The organism is Actinomycetota bacterium, from assembly GCA_030774015.1.
Classification (GTDB): domain Bacteria; phylum Actinomycetota; class UBA4738; order UBA4738; family JACQTL01; genus JALYLZ01.
Genome location: JALYLZ010000063.1, coordinates 1 through 21,393, shown reverse-complemented (window position 1 = coordinate 21,393; position 21,393 = coordinate 1). Strand labels below are relative to the sequence as shown.

Below are 21,393 nucleotides of genomic sequence, written 5' to 3'. Positions count from 1 at the left end.
TCGGGAAGCGCGAAGCCCCGGGCGTGGGGCCTGGGGCTTCGAACGCTCGGATGCTCTGGCGGTCAGCCCACCACGCCGTGGATGAAGTACCAGGCGAACACGCCGGACACGACCCACATCAGCGGGTGCAGGTCCCGCCACCTTCCCCGGAGCACCGCGATCACCAGGTAGGACAGGAATCCTGCCCCCACCCCGTTGGTGATGCTGAAGGTGAGCGGCATCAGGAGCATCGTCAGTAGGGCCGGGATCCCGATGCCGGGGTCCTGCCAGTTGATGTCCTTGACGATGGTCATCATGAAGTAGCCCACGATGATCAGCACGGGCGCCGTTGCCTCCGCGGGGATGACGCCCGCCAGCGAGGACAGGAACAGGCAGACCAGGAACAGCAACCCAACCACAACCGACGTGAGGCCGGTGCGGCCGCCCTCGGAGACGCCGGCCGCGCTCTCGATGAACGTGGTGTTGGAGGAGGCGGACGCCGCCCCTCCGGCCGCCGCCGCCAGCGAGTCGACCAGCAGCACCCGGTTGATCCCCGGGAGCTTCCCGTCCTTGTCCAGGAGGCCGGCCTCGCCCGCGATGCCCACCACGGTCCCCATGGTGTCGAAGAAGTCGGAGAGCATCACCGACAACACGATGGCCACCGCCGTCCAGAACCCCAGCGCGCTGAAGAAGTCGAACGAGAACTTCCCCACCAGGTTGAAGTGCGGAGCGCTGATCCACTTGTCCGGCAGCAGGCCGATGCCCGTGCCCTTCCCGAACAGGATCTTGTGGCCCCACCCGTAGTTGATGATCGTCGCGATGACCGTGGTGGCGACGATCCCGACCAGCAGGGCCCCCTTCATCCTCCGGGCCACCAGCGCCGCCGTGATGACCAGCCCGATCACGAACACCAGGATGCGCAAGGTGGTCAGGTCCGGGTTGATCGTGAGCGGGGTGCCCTGCCCCTGGATCACGATGCCCGCGTTCGACAGGCCGATGAACGCGATGAACAGCCCGATGCCGATCCCGATGGCTCGCTTCAGGTCCATGGGGATGGCGTTCAGCACGGCCTCCCGGAACCCCGTGAGCACCAGGGCCGTGATCACCAGCCCCTCGGTCACGATCACGCCCATGGCCTGGGGCCAGGTGAGCCCATTCGTGGCCACCAGCGTGAACGCGACGAACGCGTTCAGCCCGAGCCCCGCCGCCAGCGCGAAGGGGTACTTGCCGAACAAGCCCATGGCGAGCGTCATGACCCCGGCCACGAGCGCCGTGACGGTGAGGACCTGGTCGAACGGGAGCGCCGTCCCCTGCCCGTCCTTCACCGCGCCCAGGATCTGCGGGTTGACGAACAGGATGTAGGCCATGGTCAGGAACGTCGCCAGACCGGCCACCAGCTCCGTCCGAACGTTGGAGCCGCGTTCGGTGATCCCGAAGTAGCTGTCCAGTCTCGACGTCAACCCTGGCCTTGAAGCGGTTGTCGCCATGCGCGGCTCCTTTCCTCGAGCTGCCTCGAGCGACCGACGACCCGGGGAAGGCAGGGGGAATATAGGGAATCGGACCGGCTGCAAGCAAGGATCGCGGTGTCTATCGTTCGGGCCGGCCCGCTTCCTCGACGGATTCCAGGACACCAGGAAAGGAGATTTCGGACATGAGCGACGAATCGACAGGCGTGACACCTCCGCCGGACGGCGACGAGCAGGCTTCACCGATCATCGTGGTGGCCCAGAAGGCCAGCCGGTTCTCCCGGGAGTTCATCGTCACCGTGATCTCGGTGGTCACCACGGCCTTTGGGGTTGTGGTGGCGCTGGCCTGGAACACCGCGCTGTCCACGGCCCTGGCAGGGTTCGGCCGGGGCGCCAGGGTCGCCGGGCTGTTCATCTACGCCGTGCTGATCACGTTCCTGGCGGTGCTGGCGATCATCTTCCTGGGACGGCTGGCCACCCGCATGGGCGCGGAGCCGGTCCAGTTCGCCCTGCCGCCAAAGAAGGAGAGCTGACGGCTACGAGGCCGAGCAGCTCCCGGAGGGGTCACAGGTCACCGTGCCGTGCTCGAAGGTCGCGCTGGTCGAGCCGTCGGCGCCGGTGGTGACGTCCGAGGTCGGGAAGCCCAGCGGGCCCGCCGCTCCTCCTCGTCCCAGGAAGTAGGTGAGGACCGCGCCGTGGACCTCGTGGGCGCCCACGCCGTCCTTGGAGTAGATCCGCCCGTTGTCGAAGGTCTGGCGCGTGCAGGCCACGGCGTCCCCGGCGCAGGGGCCGGCGGAGATGTCGATGGACTCGGAGCGCGGGAGCCCGAGCGGCCCGGCCGGTCCCTGGGCCGCGAGGTACTCGTCGTACAGCGGCTCGCGGACCCACACGGAGTCGTTCACGGCGTCGTTCCGGTAGATGGCTCCGTCGGCGAAGGTCTGCACCGAGCCCCCCGGCACGCCCTGCTGCGAACCCGTGGGCATGCCGGGCGCGCAGTCCAGTGAGTCGTACTCGGTCCGGATCGGCCCCTGCACGTTCTTGTCGACGTTGATCCACACCTTGTCGTCCCGCAGGCCGAGCGCGCCGGAGAACACCGGGCCCGAGACGCGGACGGAGGTGCCGTCGGCGCCGCCCGACCCCTGCACGGTGACCCAGATGATGCGCCCGGACACGCTGCGCTTGATGTGGGCGAAGCGGGTGACGATGCCCACGTCGTAGCCGTACCGGGCCAGGTCGACGCCCACGGCGCCCGCGGAGTCCTGGTCGTTCCAAACGCGGATCGGGTTCGAGGACGTGTAGTCGCCGGGGTCGCACACGGCCCGGAGGTACGGGATGGGCTGGTCGAACCACACGTTCTCGTTGTTCTCGGTGTAGCCGCCGCTCGAGGAGTAGTAGTTGGCCAGGACGAGGTCACCGTTGTACGTGACGACCTCGCCGTCCGTGGCGTCGACCGCCTGGAGCCAGCCAGCTCCCTGGTTCTCCTTGTCCCAGCCCGCGTAGACCTGGTCGGTGGTCGTGTCGTACAGCCCGCAGTTGCACGGGCCGTGGTCCGTGCGCTGCTGGCCACGCCAGTCAACCACGTAGAAGGCGTAGGTCCGGGCGGCGTCCGCCTGCGCTTCCATGGCCTCCATGGGCCAGTCGCTGGGCACCTCGCCCAGCCCGTACAGGTAGCTCTGGGGGTCGAGCAGCGCGATGGCCCGGAGGTTCTCCGCGCATCCCGCGCACGACGAGTACAGGTTGAGCTCGATGGCGCCCTTGTCGTAGCTGTGACCGGCTTCCGTGATCTGCAACCGGCCGGGGCCGCCGAGCACCGCGTACAGGTTCTGCGTCTCGCTTCCCCACAGCTGGTCGCCGACCTGCTTCCCCTTCGCGTTGAGGACCTGGTACTGGCCGCCGGAGGTGCCGATGGTCCAGGTCATGCCCTTGGGAACGCTCGCTACGGGGGTGCCGGCAGCGTCGGGGCTCCCGACGACCAGCGGCACCGGGCCGCCGTTCGCCGTGACGTGCAGGAGGGGGTCGTCCCAGGTCAGGCCGACCCGGAGGACGTCGGGGACCTTCTTGTTCGGACCCGGACCGACCTCGGTCCCGGAGTAGTACTTGGTCAGGATCTGCTGGTGGGTCCACCCGGCCTGGGCCAGCCCGTACGCTCCCCACTGGGACAGGCCCACGCCGTGGCCCCACCCCGAGCCGTAGAAGGTGAACAGCTTGGCGGCGTCGGCGGGAGCTGCGGAAGACTCCCCGCCCGGCGCGGACGAACTTCTCCCACCCGCGCCCGCTGAAGCTGCGGACACCGGGAGGAGGGCCGCGACTGCGGCGATGACGACGGCGATCCCGAGGCGCGTTCGCATGATTGGAGGGCCGGCGGCGCCGGCAACGTACCACATCGTCTGTCCGTTTCGGGAGCTTTAGGCGGGTCCGATGGGGCGCTCGCTCATGGGCTCCAGGCCGGCCACCTGGCCCGCCGACACCCTGGCGTCCGTGACCTGGGCGTCGTCCTCGACCCGAGCGCCCTCCGCCAGCACCGACCCGGTGACCACGGCTCGTGCTCCGATCACCACCCCTGGTCCGAGGATGGAGCGGAAGACGCGCGCTCCTGGCTCTACGGAGACACCAGCGTGCAGCACGGAGTCGTCGATCTCCGCGTTCGGCCCGACCGTGACGCCCGCGCCCAGCACCACCCACCGTCCCAGGTGCGCCCGGAGGTCGACACCGGCCGCGTCGGCCCGATGGGTCGCGGGGACGCGGATGCCCCGTAGCTTCCCCTCCAGGATGTCGAAGTGCGCCTGGAGGTACTTCTCGGGGGTCCCGAGGTCCATCCAGTAGGCGTCCGAGAGGAAGCCGAACACCGGGGCGCCAGAGGAGATGAGGCGAGGAAATACCTCCCGCTCTACCGAGATCATGTGCTGGGCCTCCCACCCCTCCAGCGCCTCGGGCTCCAGGACATAGGTCCCCGAGTTGACGTCGCCGGGGACGAGCTCGGCGGGCTTCTCCCGGAACTCCATGACCCGGCCGTCTCTCGTGGGCACCAGCCCGTACGGGCGGGCGTCGGAGACGTGGGCCAGTGAGATCGTCGCCACCGCACCGTGTCCGCTGTGGAACGCCACCATCGCCGAGAGGTCCAGGTCGGTCAGGATGTCGCCGTTCAGCACCAGGAACGTGTCGTCCACGTTCGGGAGCGCGTTCACGATCGCCCCGCCCGTCCCGAGCGGCACGGCTTCGGTGATCCACGTGACCTTCGGGTCGCCGTGGCGTTCCTCCAGGAACTCCTGGAAGGCCGACTCGAGGTAGGAGGACGACAGCACGACCTCGTGGACCCCGTGCTCGCCGAGATGGTCGAGCATCCGGTGCAGGAACGCCCGGTTCATCATGGGCAGCAGCGGCTTCGGCACGGTCTCCGTCAGCGGCCGGAGCCGGGTCCCCTCCCCGCCCACCAGCACGATCGCCTTCACCGGCGCTCCCTCCACGCGGCCACCTCGGCCCGGAGCCGGAGCGTCAACCATGCGAACGGCAGCAGCGCCCGGCGCCACCCCCGGACCCGGTGCTTGGCGAAGTAGCGGTAGATGCTGCGCGAGTGGATGAGGTGCATTCGCCGGGACCGACCCGTGGAGACGCCGCCCTCGTGGACCACTTCGGCCTCCGGCGTGAACAGGACCTTCCAGCCCGCGTCGCGGAGGCGGGTGCACAGGTCGAGCTCCTCGCCGTACAGGAAGAACCGCTCGTCCAGCAGGCCGGCGTCGTCCAGAGCGTCGCGGCGGAGCAGCACGGCGGACATCGACACCCAGTCCACCTCCCGCTCCGTGCTGCGGTCCCAGTCCGCCAGCGCATAGGCGCGGCTGAATCGGTTGTCCGGCCGGAACGGCCCCAGGAACGCGTGGCCGACCGCTTCCGTGATGGTGGGGAACTTCCGGCCCGAGCGGTACACCGAGCCGTCGGGGTTCCGGATGCAGGGTCCGATGGCGCCGATCCGGGGCCGTTCTATGGCCAGCTTCGCCAGCGCGCCCAGCGTGCCGGCGGAGACCTCCGCGTCGGGGTTGAGCAGGAACACGAACGGCGCGTGGGACCACCGGATGCCCTGGTTCACCGCCGCGCTGAAGCCTCGGTTGTCGGGGTTCTCGATGAGGTGGACCTCCGGGTGCTCGGCCGCGGCGCGGTGGGCGCTGCCGTCGTGCGAGGCGTTGTCGACCAGGAAGACCTCGAGGGTGGCGTCGCCGGCGAAGGCGAACACCGAGGCCAGGCATCGCGAAAGGTGCTGGCCGGCGTTGTAGTTCACCACCACCACGGCCACGTCCGGCACCGCAGCCTCTTCGGGCGTCACGGCCACGTCCGGCGTCACGGCCACGTCGGGCGTCAACCGTGCGCGGGCGTCCGGGAGACCAGGATGATCCCCGCCACGATCAGCGCGACCCCGGCCCACCGCAGCCCCGAGATGTGCTCCCCCACCGACAGGTCGTACAGCACGATGATGGCGTAGGTGAGCGCGGCGAAGGGATACGCGAACGACAGCGCCGCCCGCGACAGCACGGCCAGCCACACGAATGCGGAGAGCCCGAACAGGGCCAGCCCGCCCCACACGGCCGGCGTGAGGGCGACCGCCTTCAAGGAGGGGCCGCTGAACCGGAAGGCGGCTCCGGTCCGGTCCACCACCTGGTTCATCCCGTGCTTGAGCGTGATCTGCGCTGCGGCGGCCAGGCCCACGGAGATCAGGATCAGCACCAGCAGCATCGCGCGACTCCCTTGGGTCTCGGCGTGGACGTGCTCAATGTCCCAGTCCTCCTCGTGCTTGCTCGAAGGTCGATCGTGGCGAAGTGGGTCTTCACGCGGTGGGTCCTCACGCGGTGGGTCCTGGCGGGCCTGGGTCACGGATGGATCTCCACCCGGTCGTCCGCCCGCAGCAGCGCGGTCAGCTCGCCGTCGTCGCGGAAGACCACGTCGTCCGGGCCGGCCTGCTCGGGGAGCCCTCCGGTCGCCGCCACGATGGCCGGCGTCCCGATGGTCCGGGCCCGGGCCAGCGCGCCGGAGGACCACGACACCCGGTAGGGAAGGATCAGCCGGTCCGCCGCGGCGATCCACGCGTCGAAGTCCTCCGCCGGAACATACGCATCCACGAGGGTCGCGCCGGGCGTACGTGCGCACAGCTCGCGCAGCGTCCGCGCGTACGCGAGATTGCCGGGCGTCTCGTCGCGCACCGACCCCACGATGACCAGCCGGCCGGGCGAGCCGGCCTCCCCGAACGCCCGCACCGCGCGATCGAACCCCTTCCCCGGGTGCAGGAACCCCGCGCACAGGTACAGCCGCTCGTCGGCGGGGATCTCGAGGCGCCGGCGGGCCTCCCGGCGGGAGAGGCCACCGGTGACACGGATCCCCTCGGCGTGGTCGATCAGCCGGGCCCGGGCGTTCAGCCGGTACTCGCGCTCCAGCTCGCGCCGCTCGGCGTCGGTATGGAACAGCAGCCTGGCCCTCTTGAGGGCCTGCCGAAGCAGCGCGTAGTCCGGCCGCCACCGGATGGGTCGGTCGGCCTCGTGCACCACGATCTCCGTCCGGCGTCTGCGGGACACCAGCCACAGCAGTCCGAGCGACGTCAGGACCTTCGACACCGGAGCGTGCGGCCGGTAGTACAGCCCTGGCTGGAACTGCACCACGATCCGGTCGAAGGATCCTCCCAGGCGGGCCGCTCGCACGAACGGCCGCCCGCCGTCGAAGCGCACCCGAACGTCGCCGCCGCCGTCCGGTGGCGAGATCACCACGACCGTGTCGCCGGCCTCCCGCCATCTCTCGGCCAGCGCGGCCGCGTACGCGCCGATCCCGCAATGGCGCGGCGGATACGACGAGACGACGAGCACGCGCACCGGCTAGAGCTCCTCGAACTCGACGTCCACCGGGATGAACACCTGCCCGGGGTTCTCGGCTCCCGTCTTCACCTCGAAGGAGTACCGTTGCTCCTGCACGTGGTACACGCGGCTGGCGTCCTTCGAGTGGACCCCGAGCGTGAGCCAGTAGCGCCCCCGCACGAACGGCAGCGACCGCAGGTGGAACCGCAGCCGCTTCTTCCCCTCGAACGGCAGGAAGTGCAGGCCCTTCCAGTCGGTGTTCGTCCCGAACACGAAGTTGTTGTCCTGGTCGTGCAGCGCGATCGAGATCACGGGATCCTGGACCGGCGTGGTGGCCCGCAGGTCGACCTGCACGGTGAGCGTTTCCCCCGACATCGCCACGTTCCCGGACGTGCCGTCCTCCCGGATCAGCTCGGCCGACAGGATCTCGACCTCTTTCGTTCCCTCGTCGGTGGCGTAGGCCAGATCCTTCTTCAGGAAGAACAGCCGGAACTCCCGCACCACGTCGTCGGGCGAGCCGGCCTTACGGATCACGCCCTTCTCCAGCATCACGGCCTGGTCGCAGATCTGGCGGACCAGGTCCGCGGCGTGGGTGACGAACACGATGGTCCGGCCCTCCCGCTGGAACTGCCGGATCCGGTCCAGGCACTTGCGCTGGAAGCCCTCGTCGCCGACCGCCAGCACCTCGTCCACCAGCAGGATCTGCGGGTCCACGTTCACGGCCACGGCGAAGCCCAGCCGGACGAACATCCCCGACGAGTAGAACTTCACCTGGTTGTCGATGAAGTCCTCCAGCTCCGCGAACGCCACGATCTCGTCGAACTTGGCCTCGGTCTCCTTGCGGGTGAGGCCGAGGATGGAGGCGTTCAGGAACACGTTCTCCCGGCCCGTCAGCTCGGGATGGAAGCCCGCGCCGAGCTCCAGCAGCGCGGCGATGCGCCCTCGCGTGACCACCTGGCCCTCGGTGGGCCGAAGGATCCCCGCCATGATCTTCAGCAGCGTGGTCTTCCCCGAGCCGTTCGGTCCGATCAGGCCGACCGTCTTGCCGGTGGGGACGTCGAAGGACACGTCCTTGAGGGCCCAGAACTCCTCCGACCGGACCCGGAACCGGGTGAGCCGCTGCTTCAGCGAGGTCGGCCGCTCCGTGTACCGGCGGAACTTCTTGCCGATGGCCTGGACCTGGATGGTCGGAGCCGTGGACACGCTCAGAGCTCCTCCGCGAAGTCCCCGGAGTGCCGGAAGAACGTCCGCCAGAACAGGTACAGCAGCACCAGCGATCCCCCCACCACGCCCGTGAGCACGAGGGCCTGGTGGCCGACGGTCACGTCGTACAGCGTGCACTGATGGCTCGCGTCGATGACGGGCGGGCAGTTCACGTTGGCGTACAGGGCCCGCTGGAACCCCATGACGATGTCCGCCACAGGGTTCAGAACCTGGTACACCACGGACAGGTTGATCCCCAGCAGCGAATGGTGGCCGGCCTTCCACATCAGGAACCCGCTCGGGTACACCACCGGGGTGAACCAGAACCACATCAGCAGGGCAAGGTTCAAGATGTGCTGCACGTCGCGGTACCGAACGTTCAGCGCCCCCACCCACAGCGACAGCGCCACGGTGAAGGTGAGCAGCGCGAGGAGCGCCAGTGGGAGCAACGCGACGTTCACTCCGAAGAACGGGTGCCGGAGGATCGCCATGAACACGGCCAGCACGATGGCCTGGAGGACGAAGTCCACCAGGGAGGCCCCAATCGACGCCAGGGGCAGGATCTCCCGCGGGAACGCCACCTTCTTCACCAGGTTCGCGTTCTCCACCACCGAGCGGGCGGAGAGCGTCAGCGAGCCACCGAACAGGTTCCAGGCCAGCAGTCCCGTGAGCAGGTAGACGGGGAAGTCCGGCGCCGACGTGTTGGGCAGGACGACCCCGAACACCAGCCAGAACACCAGCAGCGCGAGGATCGGGTTCAGCATCGACCAGGCCGCGCCCAGCACCGAGGAGGTGTACTTGACCTTGACTTCCTTGCGGGTGAGGTTGGCCAGGATCTCCCGGTAGGACCACAGCTCTCGGAACCGGCGGATGGGCCGGAGCTTCGGCGTCTCGGAGGTCTTGACCGTGGAGACGTCAGTCGTGGCTGCCACCGGTCATCTCCTTCAGGGCGACGTCGAGCGGCGGCAGCGGATCGATGCCCAGCTCGTGCAGGAACAGGCTGGTGAGCGCGGACCCGCGGGGTCGCGGAGCGGGAAGGCCCAGCTCGTCGGCGCGCTGCTCGAACACCTCGCCCGGGAGGCCCGCCAGCGCCTTCACCCGGGTCAGCACGTCGAACCAGGAGGCCGACTCCGGGCCGGCCACGTGATAGGTGCCGAAGCGCCCCGTGAGCACCAGCGGAAGCATTTTCGCCGCCAGGTGGTGGACGAAGGTGGGTGTGCCGACCCGGTCCACCAGCCCGCCGGCCGGCTCGCCGCGGGCCAGACGCTGCACCGCTCCCGACAGGTAGTCCGTCCCGGCGCCGTACACGTACCCGGTGCGAACGATGAAGTGCTCGGGGGTCAGCTGGCGGACCACGTCCTCGCCGCCCAGCTTGCTCCGGGCGTACGTGGAGATGGGGTTCGGCACGTCCAGCTCGTCGTACGGGGTCGCCTTCTCGCCGTCGAACACGTAGTCGGTGGACACGTGCAGCAGCATCGCATTGCAGCCCCGACTGGCCAGCGCGAGGTTCTGCGGCCCCAGCGTGTTGGCCCGGTAGGCCAGCTCCGGCGCCGTCTCGCACGCGTCCACTTTCGTCATCGCGGCGAAGTTGAGCACGGCCTCCGGCCCCACCTCGAGGACGGTCTGCATCACGGCGTGGTAGTCGCCGATGTCGAGCTCCTCGTGGCGGAAGGCGTGGACCTCGTGGTGCGCGGGCACCTGGGCCAGGAACGCGCGGGCCACCCCGCCCCCCGCGCCCGTCACCAGCAATCTCATTGAACCACCGCCTCCGCCGCCAGCCGCTGCCGGTACCACGCCACCGTCTCGGCCAGGCCCTCCGGGAACTCGACCTCCGGCTTCCAGCCCAGCGCGGCGAGCCGGTCCCAGGCCAAGCCGTACCGGAAGTCGTGACCGGGCCGGTCGGGCACGAGGGACACCAGCGACCGCGGCGCGCCGGCCAGCTCGCAGATCATCCCCGCCAGCTCGAGGTTGGAGACCTCGTGGCCGCCGCCGATGTTGTAAACGCCACCCGCGCCACCCGCGCCACTCGCTTCCCCGTGGTCCAGCACGGCCAGGACGCCGCGCGCGAAGTCCCGCACGTGCAGCCACTGACGCCGGTTCGACCCGTCGCCGTACACGGGCACCGCCCGTCCGGACAGCGCCGCCAGCACGAACGTGGGGATGGCCTTCTCGGCGTGCTGGCGAGGCCCGTAGGCGTTGGTTCCCCGGACCACCGTCACCGGTGCGCCGTAGGTCACCCGGTAGGCCCGGCACAGCAGGTCCCCGCCCGCCTTCGTGGCGGCGTACGGACTGTTCGGCAGCAGCGGGTCCTCTTCCGTGAGCGAGCCGTCGGGCACCGACCCGTACACCTCGTCCGTGGACATGTAGAGCAGCGGCCGCTCCGCCCGCCGGCACGCCTCCAGCACCACGTGCGTTCCCAGGACGTTGGACCGCACGAACGCGCCGGCGTCCTCGATGCTGCGGTCCACGAAGGACTCCGCCGCCGCGTGCACCACCCGGTCGGCCGCGACCACCAGCGGCGTCACCTCGGAGGGCTCCGCCACGTCACCCCGGACGAACCGAAAACGCGAGTCGTCCCGATGCGCCTGGAGGTTCGCTAGGTCGCCGGCGTACGTCAGCTTGTCCAGGACCGTCACCCGGCACCCGGGCCGCTCCAGCAGCAGGTCCACCAGGTGCGAGCCGATGAACCCCGCACCCCCGGTCACCAGGACGTGCAGGGACCCGTCCGGCGGGCCGTCGGTCGTCCTCACGGTCTCCTTCACCACGCTTCGACCACGCCAGGGTAGGTGGTGCAGATGTACACCTGTGGGAGCTCGGGGAAACCTCCATAGCGCGAGCGCACGATCTCCACAGGCCACCCCGGCCCGCTCGAACGAGCGGAACGGTGCTTCACGAAGACGCGCTCGATGTGATCGCCCATGGCAACGAAGGATGCCCGCTGGGAGGCCGGACCAGGGCAGTCTAGCAGCGCAGATGGCGCGGCCAGCCCCACCGGAGCGGCGCTGGCCAGCCTGCTACAGTTGGCTCCCGATGGCCGGATCAAAGGAAACCGTCTCCCGGCTCCTGCCGGCCCGCCTGTCCAACTGGCTTCGCCGAAAGCGCATCAACACGCTGGAGGCGGCGGGCGGCGCCACGAGCATCACGCCGGGCGTGGTGGCCACCGCGTTCGTTCGGAAGACCTCCGCGGCCAGGTCGCTGGTCCGCCGCGGCGTCCTCAACGTCGTGCCGGATCGCGTGGTGAACAAGATGCGCCGGCGCCGCGCCACCAGGGCGTACCTGGACGCGCTGTCCTGGGAGCTGCTGGAACGGGAGACGCGCCTGGACTACCTGGAGGGCCGGGTGGCGGCGCGCCGGGACGGGTTCTACGAGCGGATGGTGAACGACGTCCTGGAGCGGACCGAGATCATCCTCCAGGAGCTCGACCGCCGCATCGAGGGGCTGACCGCCAGGACCGGGGAGCGCTTCCAGTCGCTGGATGAGCAGCTGGACGCGCTCCGGGCCGACGTGGCGCGGCTGCGCGGGGAAGCCCCGTCCGCGGACGGCGAACCCGCGGCGCACCACGCGCCCGCGGCGCACTGACGCCGTGCGGCTGGCCTGGTTCAGTCCCCTCCCCCCGATGCCGTCCGGCATCGCCGACTACACGTCCGAGATCGTGCCGTACGTCGCCCAGCGGGCCGAGGTCGACGTGTTCTGCCCCAGACCCGGCTTGCTGAAGCGGCCCCAGCGGCCCGAGGGAGCCCGGCGGGTCCTGGAGCCCGCGGAGTTCTTCCAGGACCCCGAGGCCTACGACGCCTGCTTCTACCATCTGGGGAACAACCCGTATCACGAGTTCGTGTACTACGCGGCCCGGCGGCGCCCGGAGATCGCGGTGTTCCACGACGCCGTGCTCCACCACCTCATCGCCCACGTCACCATCGAGCACGCGGGCGACGCCGGGGGGTACGAGGGGATCATGCACGGCGAGTACGGCGACCTCGGGTCGAAGCTCGCGCTGTTGAGACGCAGCTGGCTGGCCACCGACTTCGAGAAGTTCCTGTTCCCGCTGACGGCCCACGTGGCCAAACAGGCCCGGGGCATCGTCGTCCACAGCCGCGACACGGCCGAGCGCATGCGCGAGGCGGCGCCGAACGTACCGCTGGTGGTGATCCCGCACCACGCCGGCAAGCCGCCGCCGGAGGTCGAGGGCATGACCCGCCAGGAGGCCCGTGAGCAGCTGGGTCTCCCACAGGACGCGTTCGTGGTCGGCCACTTCGGGTTCATCACCAAGCCGAAGCAGCCCGCCGCGGTGGTGGGCGGGTTCGCGCAGCTCCACGCGGAGTTCCCGGACTCTGTGCTGCTGCTGGTGGGCGCCGACCACACGGGCGGGGCCCTGGGGCGCATGGTGAACCAGCTCGGGATCAAGGGCTCGGTCCGCATGGCGGGGTACGTGGACCTGGTGAGCTTCTACGTGCACCTGAAGGCGTGCGATGCCGTGATCAACCTGCGCTATCCCTCGGCCGGCGAGTCCTCGGGGACGCTGGCCCGGTCGCTGGCCGAGGGTCGGGCCGCGATCGTGAACAACTACGGCTCGTGGGCGGAGCTGCCGGGTGACACCGTGCTGAAGGTGGAGATCGACGGGCCCCAGACCGAGCAGGTAGGCCAGCACCTGCTCAGGCTGGCCCGCGACCCGGCCTTTCGCGCCGTCGTCGAGGAACGCGGCCGCCGCTACGCCGCCGAGGTCCTCGACCCGAACCGGTGCCGGGACCAGTACCTCGAGTTCGCCCGGACCATCTCGGGCCTCTCGGCCCCCACCGATCTCCTCCTGCCCGAACCGCAGCCGCCGTCCACGCCGCCACCCCGGTCCCACCGCCGCCACCCCACGTTCATGGAGATCAGAGCGATGCGCGAGGAACTGCACCCGAAGATCAACGAGATCACCGGCCACTCCCTGACCCGAACCGGCCTCGGAGTGTTCGTGGACATGCTGTATCGCATGGCGCTCCGCCGGCCCGCCGAGGAGGACGCCATCCGCAACGCCCACGTGGCGTTGACGGTGGAAGGGAAGCTCACCAGGTCCCGGATCACCGAGCGCATCCTGGAAAGCCGGGAGTTCAAGGAGATCATCGTCATCGAGGACCTGGTCCAGGACGTGCTCCGCTCACGGTCGCGCTCGGGCTCGGGCTCGGGCTCGGGCTCGGGCTCGGGAGAGCCGTTCACCGTCCGCGAGGGGTCGCCGCTCCCACCCGACACCACCGAACGGGTCGTGGAGATCCCGTGGGTCCTGTCGCGGGTCCGCGACGAGCGGCGGGTCCTCGACGTCGGCTACGCCTTCGCCTCCGGCGAGTACCTGTCCGCCCTGCTCGACCTGGAAGTTCCGGAGCTGCACGGGGTCGACTTGGCCACCGCCTTCGTCCCCGACATGCACCGGGCCCGGGCCGACATCCGCCGCCTTCCCTACCGGGACGGCGCGTTCGAAATGGTCCTGTGCATCTCCACGCTCGAGCACATTGGCCACGACAACACCCAGTACGGCCTGCCGTTCGAGCGACGCCAGCACGGCCAGGACGCGGTCGCGCTCGCGGAGCTGGCCCGGATCCTCTCCCCGACCGGACGGCTCCTGATCTCGGTCCCCTTCGGGCGGCGCGAGGAGCGCGGCTGGTTCAAGCAGTACGACTTCGAGTCGTGGAACGAGCTGCTCGAACGGGCGGGGATGACGGCCGCCGAGCAGGAGCACTTCAAGCTCACCGAGCAGGGCTGGGAACCCGTGCCTGACCCGCGGACCATGGGGCTGCTGTCCTACGGCGACGGCGTTCCCGCGGCGAAGGGCGTGCTCTGCGCCGCGCTGGTGCACCGGCCGAAGAGCTGAGCCTGCTTCAGGTCAGGCGCCCCAGACCCCGAGCGCGGTCCCGCAGCGGTCGCAGAACGACACGACCACGTCTCGGGTCCCTTCGCCCTGGTGCTCCGAGACCGTGAGCTCGGTGAACCTGAGGTGCTCCGCTAGGTCGGCCTGGCACCGCGAGCACCTCGGCGTACTGGTGTGTTCCCCGGCCTCCACCTCGCCGGCCGTGGAGGCCACACTACCCTCCACGAGGGGGCGAGCCTCAGCGCCCAGCAGCCCCTTCACCTTCTGCCGAACCACGTTCAGGCCGGCACCCATCTTCTCGAGGACCTGCGCCGCCACCCCCTCGCCCTCCCGGATCAGCCCGAGCAGGATGTGCTCGGTGCCGATGTAGTGGTGCCCGAGCTTCTGCGCCTCTCGAAGGGCGAGCTCGAGCACCTTCTTGGCACGGGGGGTGAAGGGGATGTGTCCGGCGGAGGCTTCGTGCCCCCGGCCGATGATCTCCTCCACCTGCCGGCGCACGGCCTGGAGCTCGACCCCGAGGGCCTCCAGCGCCCTCGCGGCGACGCCGTCGCCCTCCTGGATCAGCCCGAGCAGCAGGTGCTCGGTCCCGATGTAGTTGTGGCCGAGCAGCCTCGCCTCTTCCTGCGCGAGGACGACCACGCGTCGCGCCCGATCCGTGAATCGTTCGAACATCGAGGCGAGGATACGCCTCGGCGTCTACCCGCAGGCGGCGCCCGGGTTGGATGGCGTGGCGGTCGGGTTAGGGCTGGCCACCCCTGAACCGGCGTACGACGCCGGGATGATCACGGCCACGTCGGCCTCGGCGAGCGCCCCCTTCGGCGCCTGCTTCACGGGAACCCCCGTCAGGAACCCCTGGACGACCTCGGCCTGGGCCAGCGTGTCCGGCTTGTAGAGGATCACCGGGCCCGAGACCCCGAGCGTGTTGGAGTTCGCGAGCGACTGGATGTCGAACCCCGACTTCGTGAGGAAGTCCTGCACCTTCAACGCTGCACCCGCCGACGCGTCGTCGAAGACACGAACCTTGATGGTGGCCGGCGACGGCGGCGTGAGCTGGAGCGACTTGCCCAGGTTCCCGAGCGACTTGCCTTCACTCAGCCGCTGGAACAGCTCCGAGGCATCCGGCTGCACGAGCTTGACGATGTCGACCACGCCGGCCGAGGTGTCCACCGTGGACGGGACCGATGGAACGGAACGGAAGTCGACGGCGCCCGTGGAGACCCCCTGGAGCTGGCGGGTCAGGTAGATGATGTCGGCCAGGTTCATGTGCCGGTCGACGAGCAGGCTCGCCGCCACCTTGTCCACCAGCCCCGGCGCCTTCAACACCATGCCCGGGCTCAGGATCTTGGCCAACACGGCGCGGAGGAACTGCTGCTGCCGGCCGATCCGGTTGAAGTCCGGTATCCCGCTCTCGCACTGCACGTGCCGGGCCCGGACGAACGCAAGGGCCTGGAACGCGCTGAGGTTGTAGCAGCCCGCGTGAGGGAGGTTGAGCCCCGAATACTGGGTGTCGACGAGCGGATGGTCGATGCAGATCGGGACGCCGCCGAGCGCGTCCACCACGTTCTCGAACCCGGCCAGGTTGACCGACAGGAAGTGGTTGATCTCGAGACCGGTGAGCTGGCTGACCACCTGTGCGACGCGAATCGGCCCCCCTTCGTAGGCGGAGGTGATCTTCCCGAATCCCTGGTTCGGGATGTCCACCCACAGGTCCCGCGGGAACGAGAGCACAACGGCCTTCTGCAGGCGAGCGTCGACGTGCACCAGCATGATCGTGTCCGACCGCTGGCCCGGGACCGTCTGCTGGTTCCCGAACATCGACTGCTGGTCCTTGGACAACCCTTTTCGGGAGTCGTTGCCGAGCACGAGGTAGTTGCAGATTCCCTTCGCGCAGCGGCCGAGGCGATCGTGGATGACCGTGTCCTCTCCGCTGGACTTCGCGTCGTGGCCCACATGCCCGAGCGTGCTGTCTGCGTGCTTGTAGAACTGGATCGCCCAGACCGAGCCCGCGGCCAGCACGATCGACAGCACCGACGACACCGCGAGGAAGAGCACCCGGGGCCACCGGCGGGGCCCGCGGCGCGGGGCCTGCGGGGCCGTCTCGGGGCGGTGTTCAATAGTCTTTGCCACGCCAGGGCAAGGGTACCCGGGATCGCGTGGCAGGGAGCGTCCGAGTCGATGACGATCGTGTGGAGTCCGACCGAGGAGTACGTCGAGCGGGCCAACGTGACGCGGTTCATGCGCGCAAACGCGATCGCCACCTACGACCAGCTGGTCAAACGGTCCCAGGACGATGTCGAGTGGTTCTGGGACGCCGTGGTGAAGGACCTCGGGATCGAGTTCTACCAGCCGTACGAACGGGTCCTCGACGCCACGGACGGCATCCCGTGGGCCAGGTGGTTCACGGGGGGGTCGATCAACCTGGCGCACAACTGCGTGGACCGGTGGGCCGAGCGGACTCCCGAGAAGGTCGCGGTCCTGTGGGAGGGCGAGGACGGCGGGGTGCGCGCGGTGTCCTACCGCGAGCTGCGGGAGATGGCCGACCGGCTGGCCGGCGGGCTGGCCGAACTGGGAGTGGCCGAGGGGGACACCGTCGGGATCTTCATGCCGATGGCTCCCGAGACCGTCGCGGCCACCCTGGCCTGCGCCAAGCTCGGGGCCATCTATGTGCCGATCTTCTCGGGGTACGCCGCGGACGCGGTGGCCACCCGCCTCCAGGACGCCGGCGCGAAGGTGCTCATCACTGCGGACGGGTCGCTCCGGCGGGGCACCGCGGTGGCCATGAAGGCGGTTGCGGACGAGGCCGCTGACGAGTCGCCGTCGGTCCAGCGCGTAGTAGTCTGGCCCAGACTAGGCGCCGAGGTTGCCTGGAACCGAGGGCGCGACGTCTGGTGGGACGAGCTGCTGGCGCGGCAGCCGGAGCGGTTCGAGACCCGCCATCTCGACCCCGAGCACCCGCTGCTGCTGGCCTACACGAGCGGCACCACCGGGAAGCCCAAGGGCTCCGTGCACGTCCACGGTGGCTTCACCGTGAAGATCACCGAGGAGGTCGCGTACCAGACAGACCTGCATCCCGACGAGATCCTGTTTTGGGTCACCGACCTGGGCTGGATCATGGGGCCGTGGGAGATCGTCGGAGCCGGCGCGCTGGGGGCCACGGTGTTCCTGTTCGAGGGCGCGCCGAACTACCCCGCCCCCGATCGCCTGTGGGACATCGTGGAGCGGCACCGCATCACCACGCTCGGGATCTCGCCGACGCTGGTCCGGGCCCTGATCCCCGAGGGCGAGGAGCACGTCCGCAAGCACGACCTGTCCAGCCTGCGGATCCTGGCATCGACCGGCGAGCCCTGGAACCCGGACCCCTACCTGTGGTTCCTGCAGCACGTGGGCGGGGGTCGGTGCCCGATCATCAACATCTCCGGGGGGACCGAGGTCGGGGCATGCTTCCTGTCCCCGCTGCCCATCACCGACCTCAAGGCCACCACGTTGCGGGGTCCCGCGCTGGGCATGGACGTCGACGTGTGGGGACCTGATGGGAAACCGGTGGGCCCCGGAGAGGTCGGCGAGCTGGTGTGCAAGAAGCCGTGGCCCGCCATGACCCGGGGAGTGTGGAAGGACCCGGACCGGTACCTGCGGACGTACTGGTCGCGGTGGCCGGACGTGTGGATGCACGGGGACTGGGCCACGGTGGACGAGGACGGGTTCTGGTTCCTGCACGGGCGAAGCGACGACACCATGAACGTGGCCGGCAAGCGCCTGGGGCCGGCCGAGGTGGAGAGCGCGCTGGCCCACCATCCCGCGGTGGCGGAGTCGGCCGCCGTCGGCGTCCCCCACGAGGTCAAGGGCGAGTCCATCTGGTGCTTCGTGGTGATCAAGCCCCGCGCCGAGGCCTCCGAGGAGCTCGCCGCCGAGCTCAAGGGGGTCGTGGCGGACCACCTCGGAAAGTCGTTCAAGCCCGACCGGATCGTGTTCGTGGACGAGCTCCCCCGGACGCGGTCCGCCAAGATCGTGCGCCGGGCCATCCGGGCCACCGTGCTGGGCCAGGACCCGGGCGACCTCTCCAGCCTGGAGAACCCCGGTTCAGTGGACAAGATCCACGCCAGCCTCGAGGCCGGATGAGCGTCCTGCCCGCCCGCACCATCAGCCTCACCGGACCGATCCGGGGCCCCTCGTGTTGCGAATCTCCATGGAATCGCAGCAGGAAGGAGCCCGTTGGGCCACCACCTCCACCTCGTGCACCGCGCGTCGAGCGAACGCATCCCGGTCCCGGCCATGGCGACCGCTGACCTGGGGGAGGCGCGCGACCGCGACCTGATCCGCAGGATCGGGAGCGGCGACCGTGAGGCGTTCCGGCGCCTGTTCCGCCGGTACTCCCCCACGGCGCTGTCCCTGGCCCGGCGGGTCCTGCACCAGCCGCACCTGGCGGAGGACACCGTGCAGGAGGCGTTCCTGTCCGTGTGGCGGAATCCCGCCGGATACGACGCCGAGCGGGGGTCCGTCCGGGCGTGGCTGATGTCGACGGTGCACCACCGGGCCGTCGACCTGGTGCGGCGGGAGGAGGCGCAGCGGCGAAGGGCCGAGGAGTCCGTCGCGCTGCCCGGGCCGCCGCCGGAGGATCCCGGGGAGGTGGTCGTGGAGGAGATCGGCCTTCCTCAGGAACGCGCCGCCGTCCGGGGCGCGCTGGAGGACCTGCCGGGCGAGCAGCGGCAGGTCATCGAGCTGATGTACTTCGGGGGGCTGTCGCAAACACAGATCGCGGCCCGGCTGGCGCTGCCGCTGGGTACGGTGAAGTCGAGGTGCCTGCTCGGGATGCGCCGCCTCCGGGCGGCGCTGATGTGGATGGAACGATGAGGACTTGAAAGTAGCGACCCGATGGCGATGAACGTGCACGAGCGGATCGAGGAGCTGGTGGCCGCGCAGGCCCTCGGCGGATCGAGCCCGGGCCAGGACGCCGAGCTCGATCAGCTGTGGGCGGAGCACGGCGCCTCGTGCGAGCAGTGCCGCCGGATGGAGGTGGAGACCCACGAGGTCGCCGGCCGGCTCGCGTTCGCCCTCGTTCCGTCTCCGGTTCGGGAAGGCTTCGAGGACCAGGTCATGGGGCGGGCGTTCCAGCCGGCCGTTGCGGTCTCTCGGCCGGGAGGCCCGCGGCGGTGGCTGGCGGCCGCAGCGGCTGCCGTGCTGCTGTTCGCTGGCGGGCTGGGCGGCTACCTGTTCGCCCCGCGCCAGAACGGGCAGACCGCGGCGCTGGCCGCGTTCCTGGCCCAGGGTCCCCGCATCGTGCAGTTCCACGGGCCCGGGCAGGGCGCGCTGACGCTGGCGTACCGTCCGGGCGAGCGCTCGGCCTTCGTGGTGGGATCCGGCCTTCCGACGCCCCCGTCCGGCAAGGTCTACGAGCTGTGGACGTTCCGGGGGAACAACCCGCCGGCCCCGAGCGGGACGTTCACCCCGTCCGGGACGCAGGCCATCGTGCACTTGGCGCTCGACCTGTCCGGCGCGAACCAGATGGCGGTGACCGTGGAGCAGGCGCCCGGCGCCCCCCAGCCCACCACCACGCCAGTATTCGTCGCGCCGATCACCGCATGAACGGTTCGTCCTTCGTTCAGGCCCTCTCGCCCTCGTTGGCCCGGGCTTTCCTGATGGCCTCGTTGCGGGACAGACGGGCCTCCCGGCGGAGCTTGGCCTCCCGCTGGCGCTGCTGCTGTACCGGCGTCTCGGCCACCAGCGGCGGGACGAGGCGAGGCTGGCCCGCACCGTCCAGGGCCACGTACACGAGGTAGGCGCTGGAGGTGTGGACCTTGCGGGTCCCGATGTAGTTCTCCGCGTCCACGCGCACGCCCACCTCCATCGAGGTCTGTCCGACGTCGTTGACCGAGGCGCGGACGGTCACCACGTCGCCCACGAACACCGGCTCGATGAACGCCATCTCGTCGAGGGACGCGGTGACCACCGGGCCTCCCGCGTGCTTCATGGCGGCCAGCCCGCCGGCGTTGTCGACGAGCTTCATGATCACGCCGCCGTGCACGTTCCCCAGGAGGTTCGCCTCCAGCTGGGTCATCTGCTGGACCAGCATGACCTCGGAGTGCGCAACCGTGCGTGGCGTGAGGTCCGGTTCCACGACAGGGGATGCTAGACGAGGGCGGCCTGGCTGCGCCGCCGGCCCACCTTGCGGACCTCGATGGCCGCGGGGAACTGGTCTTTCACCTGCTCGGCATGGGTGATGACGAACAGCTGGTGGAAGTGGTTCGACAGACGGCCCATGGCCTGGACGAACAGGTCCTTGCGCTCGACGTCGAGCGACGCCAGCACCTCGTCCAGGACCATCATTCCGAGGTCGGCCCCCGAGACCCTGGACAGATGGGCGGAGATGGCCACGCGTAGGGCCAGGTTGGCCAGGTCGGTCTCCGAGCCGGAGAACCGTTCGATCGGGTGGTAGGCCTCGCCGTCGGCGATCTGGATGGAGAGGGTCTCGTCGTCGATGCGCAGGTCGTCGTACTCGTGGTTGGTGAGGTCCCGGAACAGGATCTCGGCCTCCCGGGACAGCTCCGGCCCCACTCGGGTGACCAGGTGGTCCCGGAACCCGTCCAGGAGCATGCCCGTGCGTTCCAGGTACCGAGCTTCGGTTCGGAGGTCGCCGACCCGGCGCTCGGTCTCCCGGGCCTCGGACAGGCGGCCCTCCAGGACGCTCACCGCCTTCTCCGCCTCGCGGAGCACGGCCTGCACGTCGCGCTCGGCCGCCTGCGCGGCTTCGAGGGAGCCCTCCGCGTCGTCCCGTTCCGCGGTCAGCTGGGCGAACTCCTCGGCGTCGAACGACAGACCCTCCGCCTCGGCGGCCAGCGCCTCGAGCTTTTCCTCCGCTTCGGCCAGCGCTTCCTCGATCCGGGCCAGGTCGACGGTCTCCTGATCCAGGCGGCGGCGCTCCGCGCGGAGCTCGGCGACGCGGTGGGACAGCTCGGCCACACGGCGGACGGCGTCGCGGAGGGCCCCGACGTCGGGCGGCTCGCCGCCGAACGGCTCCGCGAGCGCATCGGCTTCCTGCCGGAGGCCGGCCACCTGCGCGTCCAGCGCGGCGCGCCGGGCC

The 21,393-nt window shown here is 70.0% G+C and carries 19 protein-coding genes and 2 pseudogenes; 7 read left to right on the top strand and 14 right to left on the bottom strand.

Annotation, left to right across the window (positions count from 1 at the left end):
* Window positions 1-62 precede the first annotated feature (62 nt).
* Window positions 63-1,439, bottom strand: a complete 1,377-nt coding sequence (locus tag M3Q23_06165) for an NCS2 family permease (protein ID MDP9341679.1) — start codon at window positions 1,437-1,439, stop codon at window positions 63-65.
* A gap of 191 nt (window positions 1,440-1,630) precedes the next feature.
* Here M3Q23_06165 and M3Q23_06160 point away from each other — a divergent pair, with 191 nt between their 5' ends.
* Window positions 1,631-1,978 carry a DUF5654 family protein gene (locus tag M3Q23_06160; GenBank protein ID MDP9341678.1) on the top strand — a complete coding sequence of 116 codons (348 nt, stop codon included), beginning with the start codon at window positions 1,631-1,633 and terminating at the stop codon, window positions 1,976-1,978.
* Between the two features lie 3 nt (window positions 1,979-1,981).
* Here M3Q23_06160 and M3Q23_06155 read toward each other — a convergent pair whose 3' ends face one another.
* From M3Q23_06155 to M3Q23_06115, 9 genes are all read right to left on the bottom strand, one after another.
* Window positions 1,982-3,364: a SpoIID/LytB domain-containing protein gene (locus tag M3Q23_06155; GenBank protein MDP9341677.1), complete on the bottom strand. Its 1,383-nt coding sequence runs from the start codon at window positions 3,362-3,364 to the stop codon at window positions 1,982-1,984.
* A 486-nt stretch (window positions 3,365-3,850) separates the two neighbouring features.
* Window positions 3,851-4,894, bottom strand: a complete 1,044-nt coding sequence (locus M3Q23_06150) for an NDP-sugar synthase (protein ID MDP9341676.1) — start codon at window positions 4,892-4,894, stop codon at window positions 3,851-3,853.
* A complete protein-coding gene (locus M3Q23_06145; protein ID MDP9341675.1) occupies window positions 4,891-5,784 on the bottom strand; it encodes a glycosyltransferase family 2 protein in 894 nt (297 codons plus the stop codon). The genes M3Q23_06150 and M3Q23_06145 overlap by 4 nt, the downstream gene beginning before the upstream one ends.
* Window positions 5,785-5,792: 8 nt before the next feature.
* The gene (locus M3Q23_06140) at window positions 5,793-6,167 is read right to left on the bottom strand and encodes a hypothetical protein (protein ID MDP9341674.1); all 375 of its coding nucleotides are present in this window, start codon (window positions 6,165-6,167) and stop codon (window positions 5,793-5,795) included.
* 134 nt (window positions 6,168-6,301) lie between these two features.
* Window positions 6,302-7,291 (bottom strand): hypothetical protein, encoded by a 990-nt coding sequence (locus M3Q23_06135; protein MDP9341673.1) that lies wholly within the window; start codon window positions 7,289-7,291, stop codon window positions 6,302-6,304.
* A gap of 3 nt (window positions 7,292-7,294) precedes the next feature.
* Window positions 7,295-8,476 (bottom strand): ABC transporter ATP-binding protein, encoded by a 1,182-nt coding sequence (locus M3Q23_06130; protein MDP9341672.1) that lies wholly within the window; start codon window positions 8,474-8,476, stop codon window positions 7,295-7,297.
* Window positions 8,477-8,478: 2 nt separating this feature from the next.
* Window positions 8,479-9,408 carry an ABC transporter permease gene (locus tag M3Q23_06125; GenBank protein MDP9341671.1) on the bottom strand — a complete coding sequence of 310 codons (930 nt, stop codon included), beginning with the start codon at window positions 9,406-9,408 and terminating at the stop codon, window positions 8,479-8,481.
* Window positions 9,392-10,231: an NAD(P)-dependent oxidoreductase gene (locus M3Q23_06120; GenBank protein MDP9341670.1), complete on the bottom strand. Its 840-nt coding sequence runs from the start codon at window positions 10,229-10,231 to the stop codon at window positions 9,392-9,394. Before M3Q23_06120 ends, M3Q23_06125 begins: the two co-directional genes overlap by 17 nt.
* Entirely contained in the window at window positions 10,228-11,193 is a 966-nt protein-coding gene (locus M3Q23_06115; protein MDP9341669.1) for a dTDP-glucose 4,6-dehydratase, read from the bottom strand. Before M3Q23_06115 ends, M3Q23_06120 begins: the two co-directional genes overlap by 4 nt.
* A gap of 313 nt (window positions 11,194-11,506) precedes the next feature.
* Between M3Q23_06115 and M3Q23_06110 the strand changes: the two genes are divergently transcribed.
* Window positions 11,507-12,055 (top strand): hypothetical protein, encoded by a 549-nt coding sequence (locus M3Q23_06110; GenBank protein MDP9341668.1) that lies wholly within the window; start codon window positions 11,507-11,509, stop codon window positions 12,053-12,055.
* Window positions 12,056-12,092: 37 nt separating this feature from the next.
* Entirely contained in the window at window positions 12,093-14,321 is a 2,229-nt protein-coding gene (locus M3Q23_06105; GenBank protein ID MDP9341667.1) for a methyltransferase domain-containing protein, read from the top strand.
* 255 nt (window positions 14,322-14,576) lie between these two features.
* Here the strand turns inward: M3Q23_06105 and M3Q23_06100 are convergent.
* A pseudogene (locus M3Q23_06100) lies at window positions 14,577-14,990 on the bottom strand (NDP-hexose 4-ketoreductase).
* Between the two features lie 24 nt (window positions 14,991-15,014).
* Complete coding sequence (locus M3Q23_06095) at window positions 15,015-16,445, bottom strand: LCP family protein (GenBank protein ID MDP9341666.1); 1,431 nt, start codon at window positions 16,443-16,445, stop codon at window positions 15,015-15,017.
* Window positions 16,446-16,493: 48 nt separating this feature from the next.
* Here M3Q23_06095 and M3Q23_06090 point away from each other — a divergent pair, with 48 nt between their 5' ends.
* From M3Q23_06090 to M3Q23_06075, 4 genes and pseudogenes are all read left to right on the top strand, one after another.
* Window positions 16,494-18,434: an acetate--CoA ligase gene (locus M3Q23_06090; GenBank protein MDP9341665.1), complete on the top strand. Its 1,941-nt coding sequence runs from the start codon at window positions 16,494-16,496 to the stop codon at window positions 18,432-18,434.
* 95 nt (window positions 18,435-18,529) lie between these two features.
* A pseudogene (locus M3Q23_06085) lies at window positions 18,530-18,727 on the top strand (hypothetical protein).
* Window positions 18,672-19,166, top strand: a complete 495-nt coding sequence (locus M3Q23_06080; protein MDP9341664.1) for a sigma-70 family RNA polymerase sigma factor — start codon at window positions 18,672-18,674, stop codon at window positions 19,164-19,166. The pseudogene M3Q23_06085 and the gene M3Q23_06080 overlap by 56 nt, the downstream one beginning before the upstream one ends.
* 21 nt (window positions 19,167-19,187) lie before the next feature.
* The gene (locus M3Q23_06075) at window positions 19,188-19,898 is read left to right on the top strand and encodes an anti-sigma factor (GenBank protein ID MDP9341663.1); all 711 of its coding nucleotides are present in this window, start codon (window positions 19,188-19,190) and stop codon (window positions 19,896-19,898) included.
* 16 nt (window positions 19,899-19,914) lie between these two features.
* Here M3Q23_06075 and M3Q23_06070 read toward each other — a convergent pair whose 3' ends face one another.
* Both M3Q23_06070 and M3Q23_06065 read right to left on the bottom strand, forming a co-directional pair.
* Window positions 19,915-20,430 carry an acyl-CoA thioesterase gene (locus M3Q23_06070; GenBank protein ID MDP9341662.1) on the bottom strand — a complete coding sequence of 172 codons (516 nt, stop codon included), beginning with the start codon at window positions 20,428-20,430 and terminating at the stop codon, window positions 19,915-19,917.
* Window positions 20,431-20,441: 11 nt separating this feature from the next.
* Window positions 20,442-21,393 (bottom strand): hypothetical protein (locus M3Q23_06065; GenBank protein MDP9341661.1); only part of this gene is annotated, 952 nt, incomplete at its 5' end.

Coding starts and splice junctions, on each gene's coding strand:
- M3Q23_06160 (MDP9341678.1), top strand. CDS start 1,631: ATGAGCGACGAATCGACAGGCGTGACACCTCCGCCGGACGGCGACGAG.
- M3Q23_06155 (MDP9341677.1), bottom strand. CDS start 3,364: ATGACCTGGACCATCGGCACCTCCGGCGGCCAGTACCAGGTCCTCAAC.
- M3Q23_06140 (MDP9341674.1), bottom strand. CDS start 6,167: ATGCTGCTGGTGCTGATCCTGATCTCCGTGGGCCTGGCCGCCGCAGCG.
- M3Q23_06120 (MDP9341670.1), bottom strand. CDS start 10,231: ATGAGATTGCTGGTGACGGGCGCGGGGGGCGGGGTGGCCCGCGCGTTC.
- M3Q23_06110 (MDP9341668.1), top strand. CDS start 11,507: ATGGCCGGATCAAAGGAAACCGTCTCCCGGCTCCTGCCGGCCCGCCTG.
- M3Q23_06105 (MDP9341667.1), top strand. CDS start 12,093: ATGCCGTCCGGCATCGCCGACTACACGTCCGAGATCGTGCCGTACGTC.
- M3Q23_06090 (MDP9341665.1), top strand. CDS start 16,494: ATGACGATCGTGTGGAGTCCGACCGAGGAGTACGTCGAGCGGGCCAAC.
- M3Q23_06075 (MDP9341663.1), top strand. CDS start 19,188: ATGGCGATGAACGTGCACGAGCGGATCGAGGAGCTGGTGGCCGCGCAG.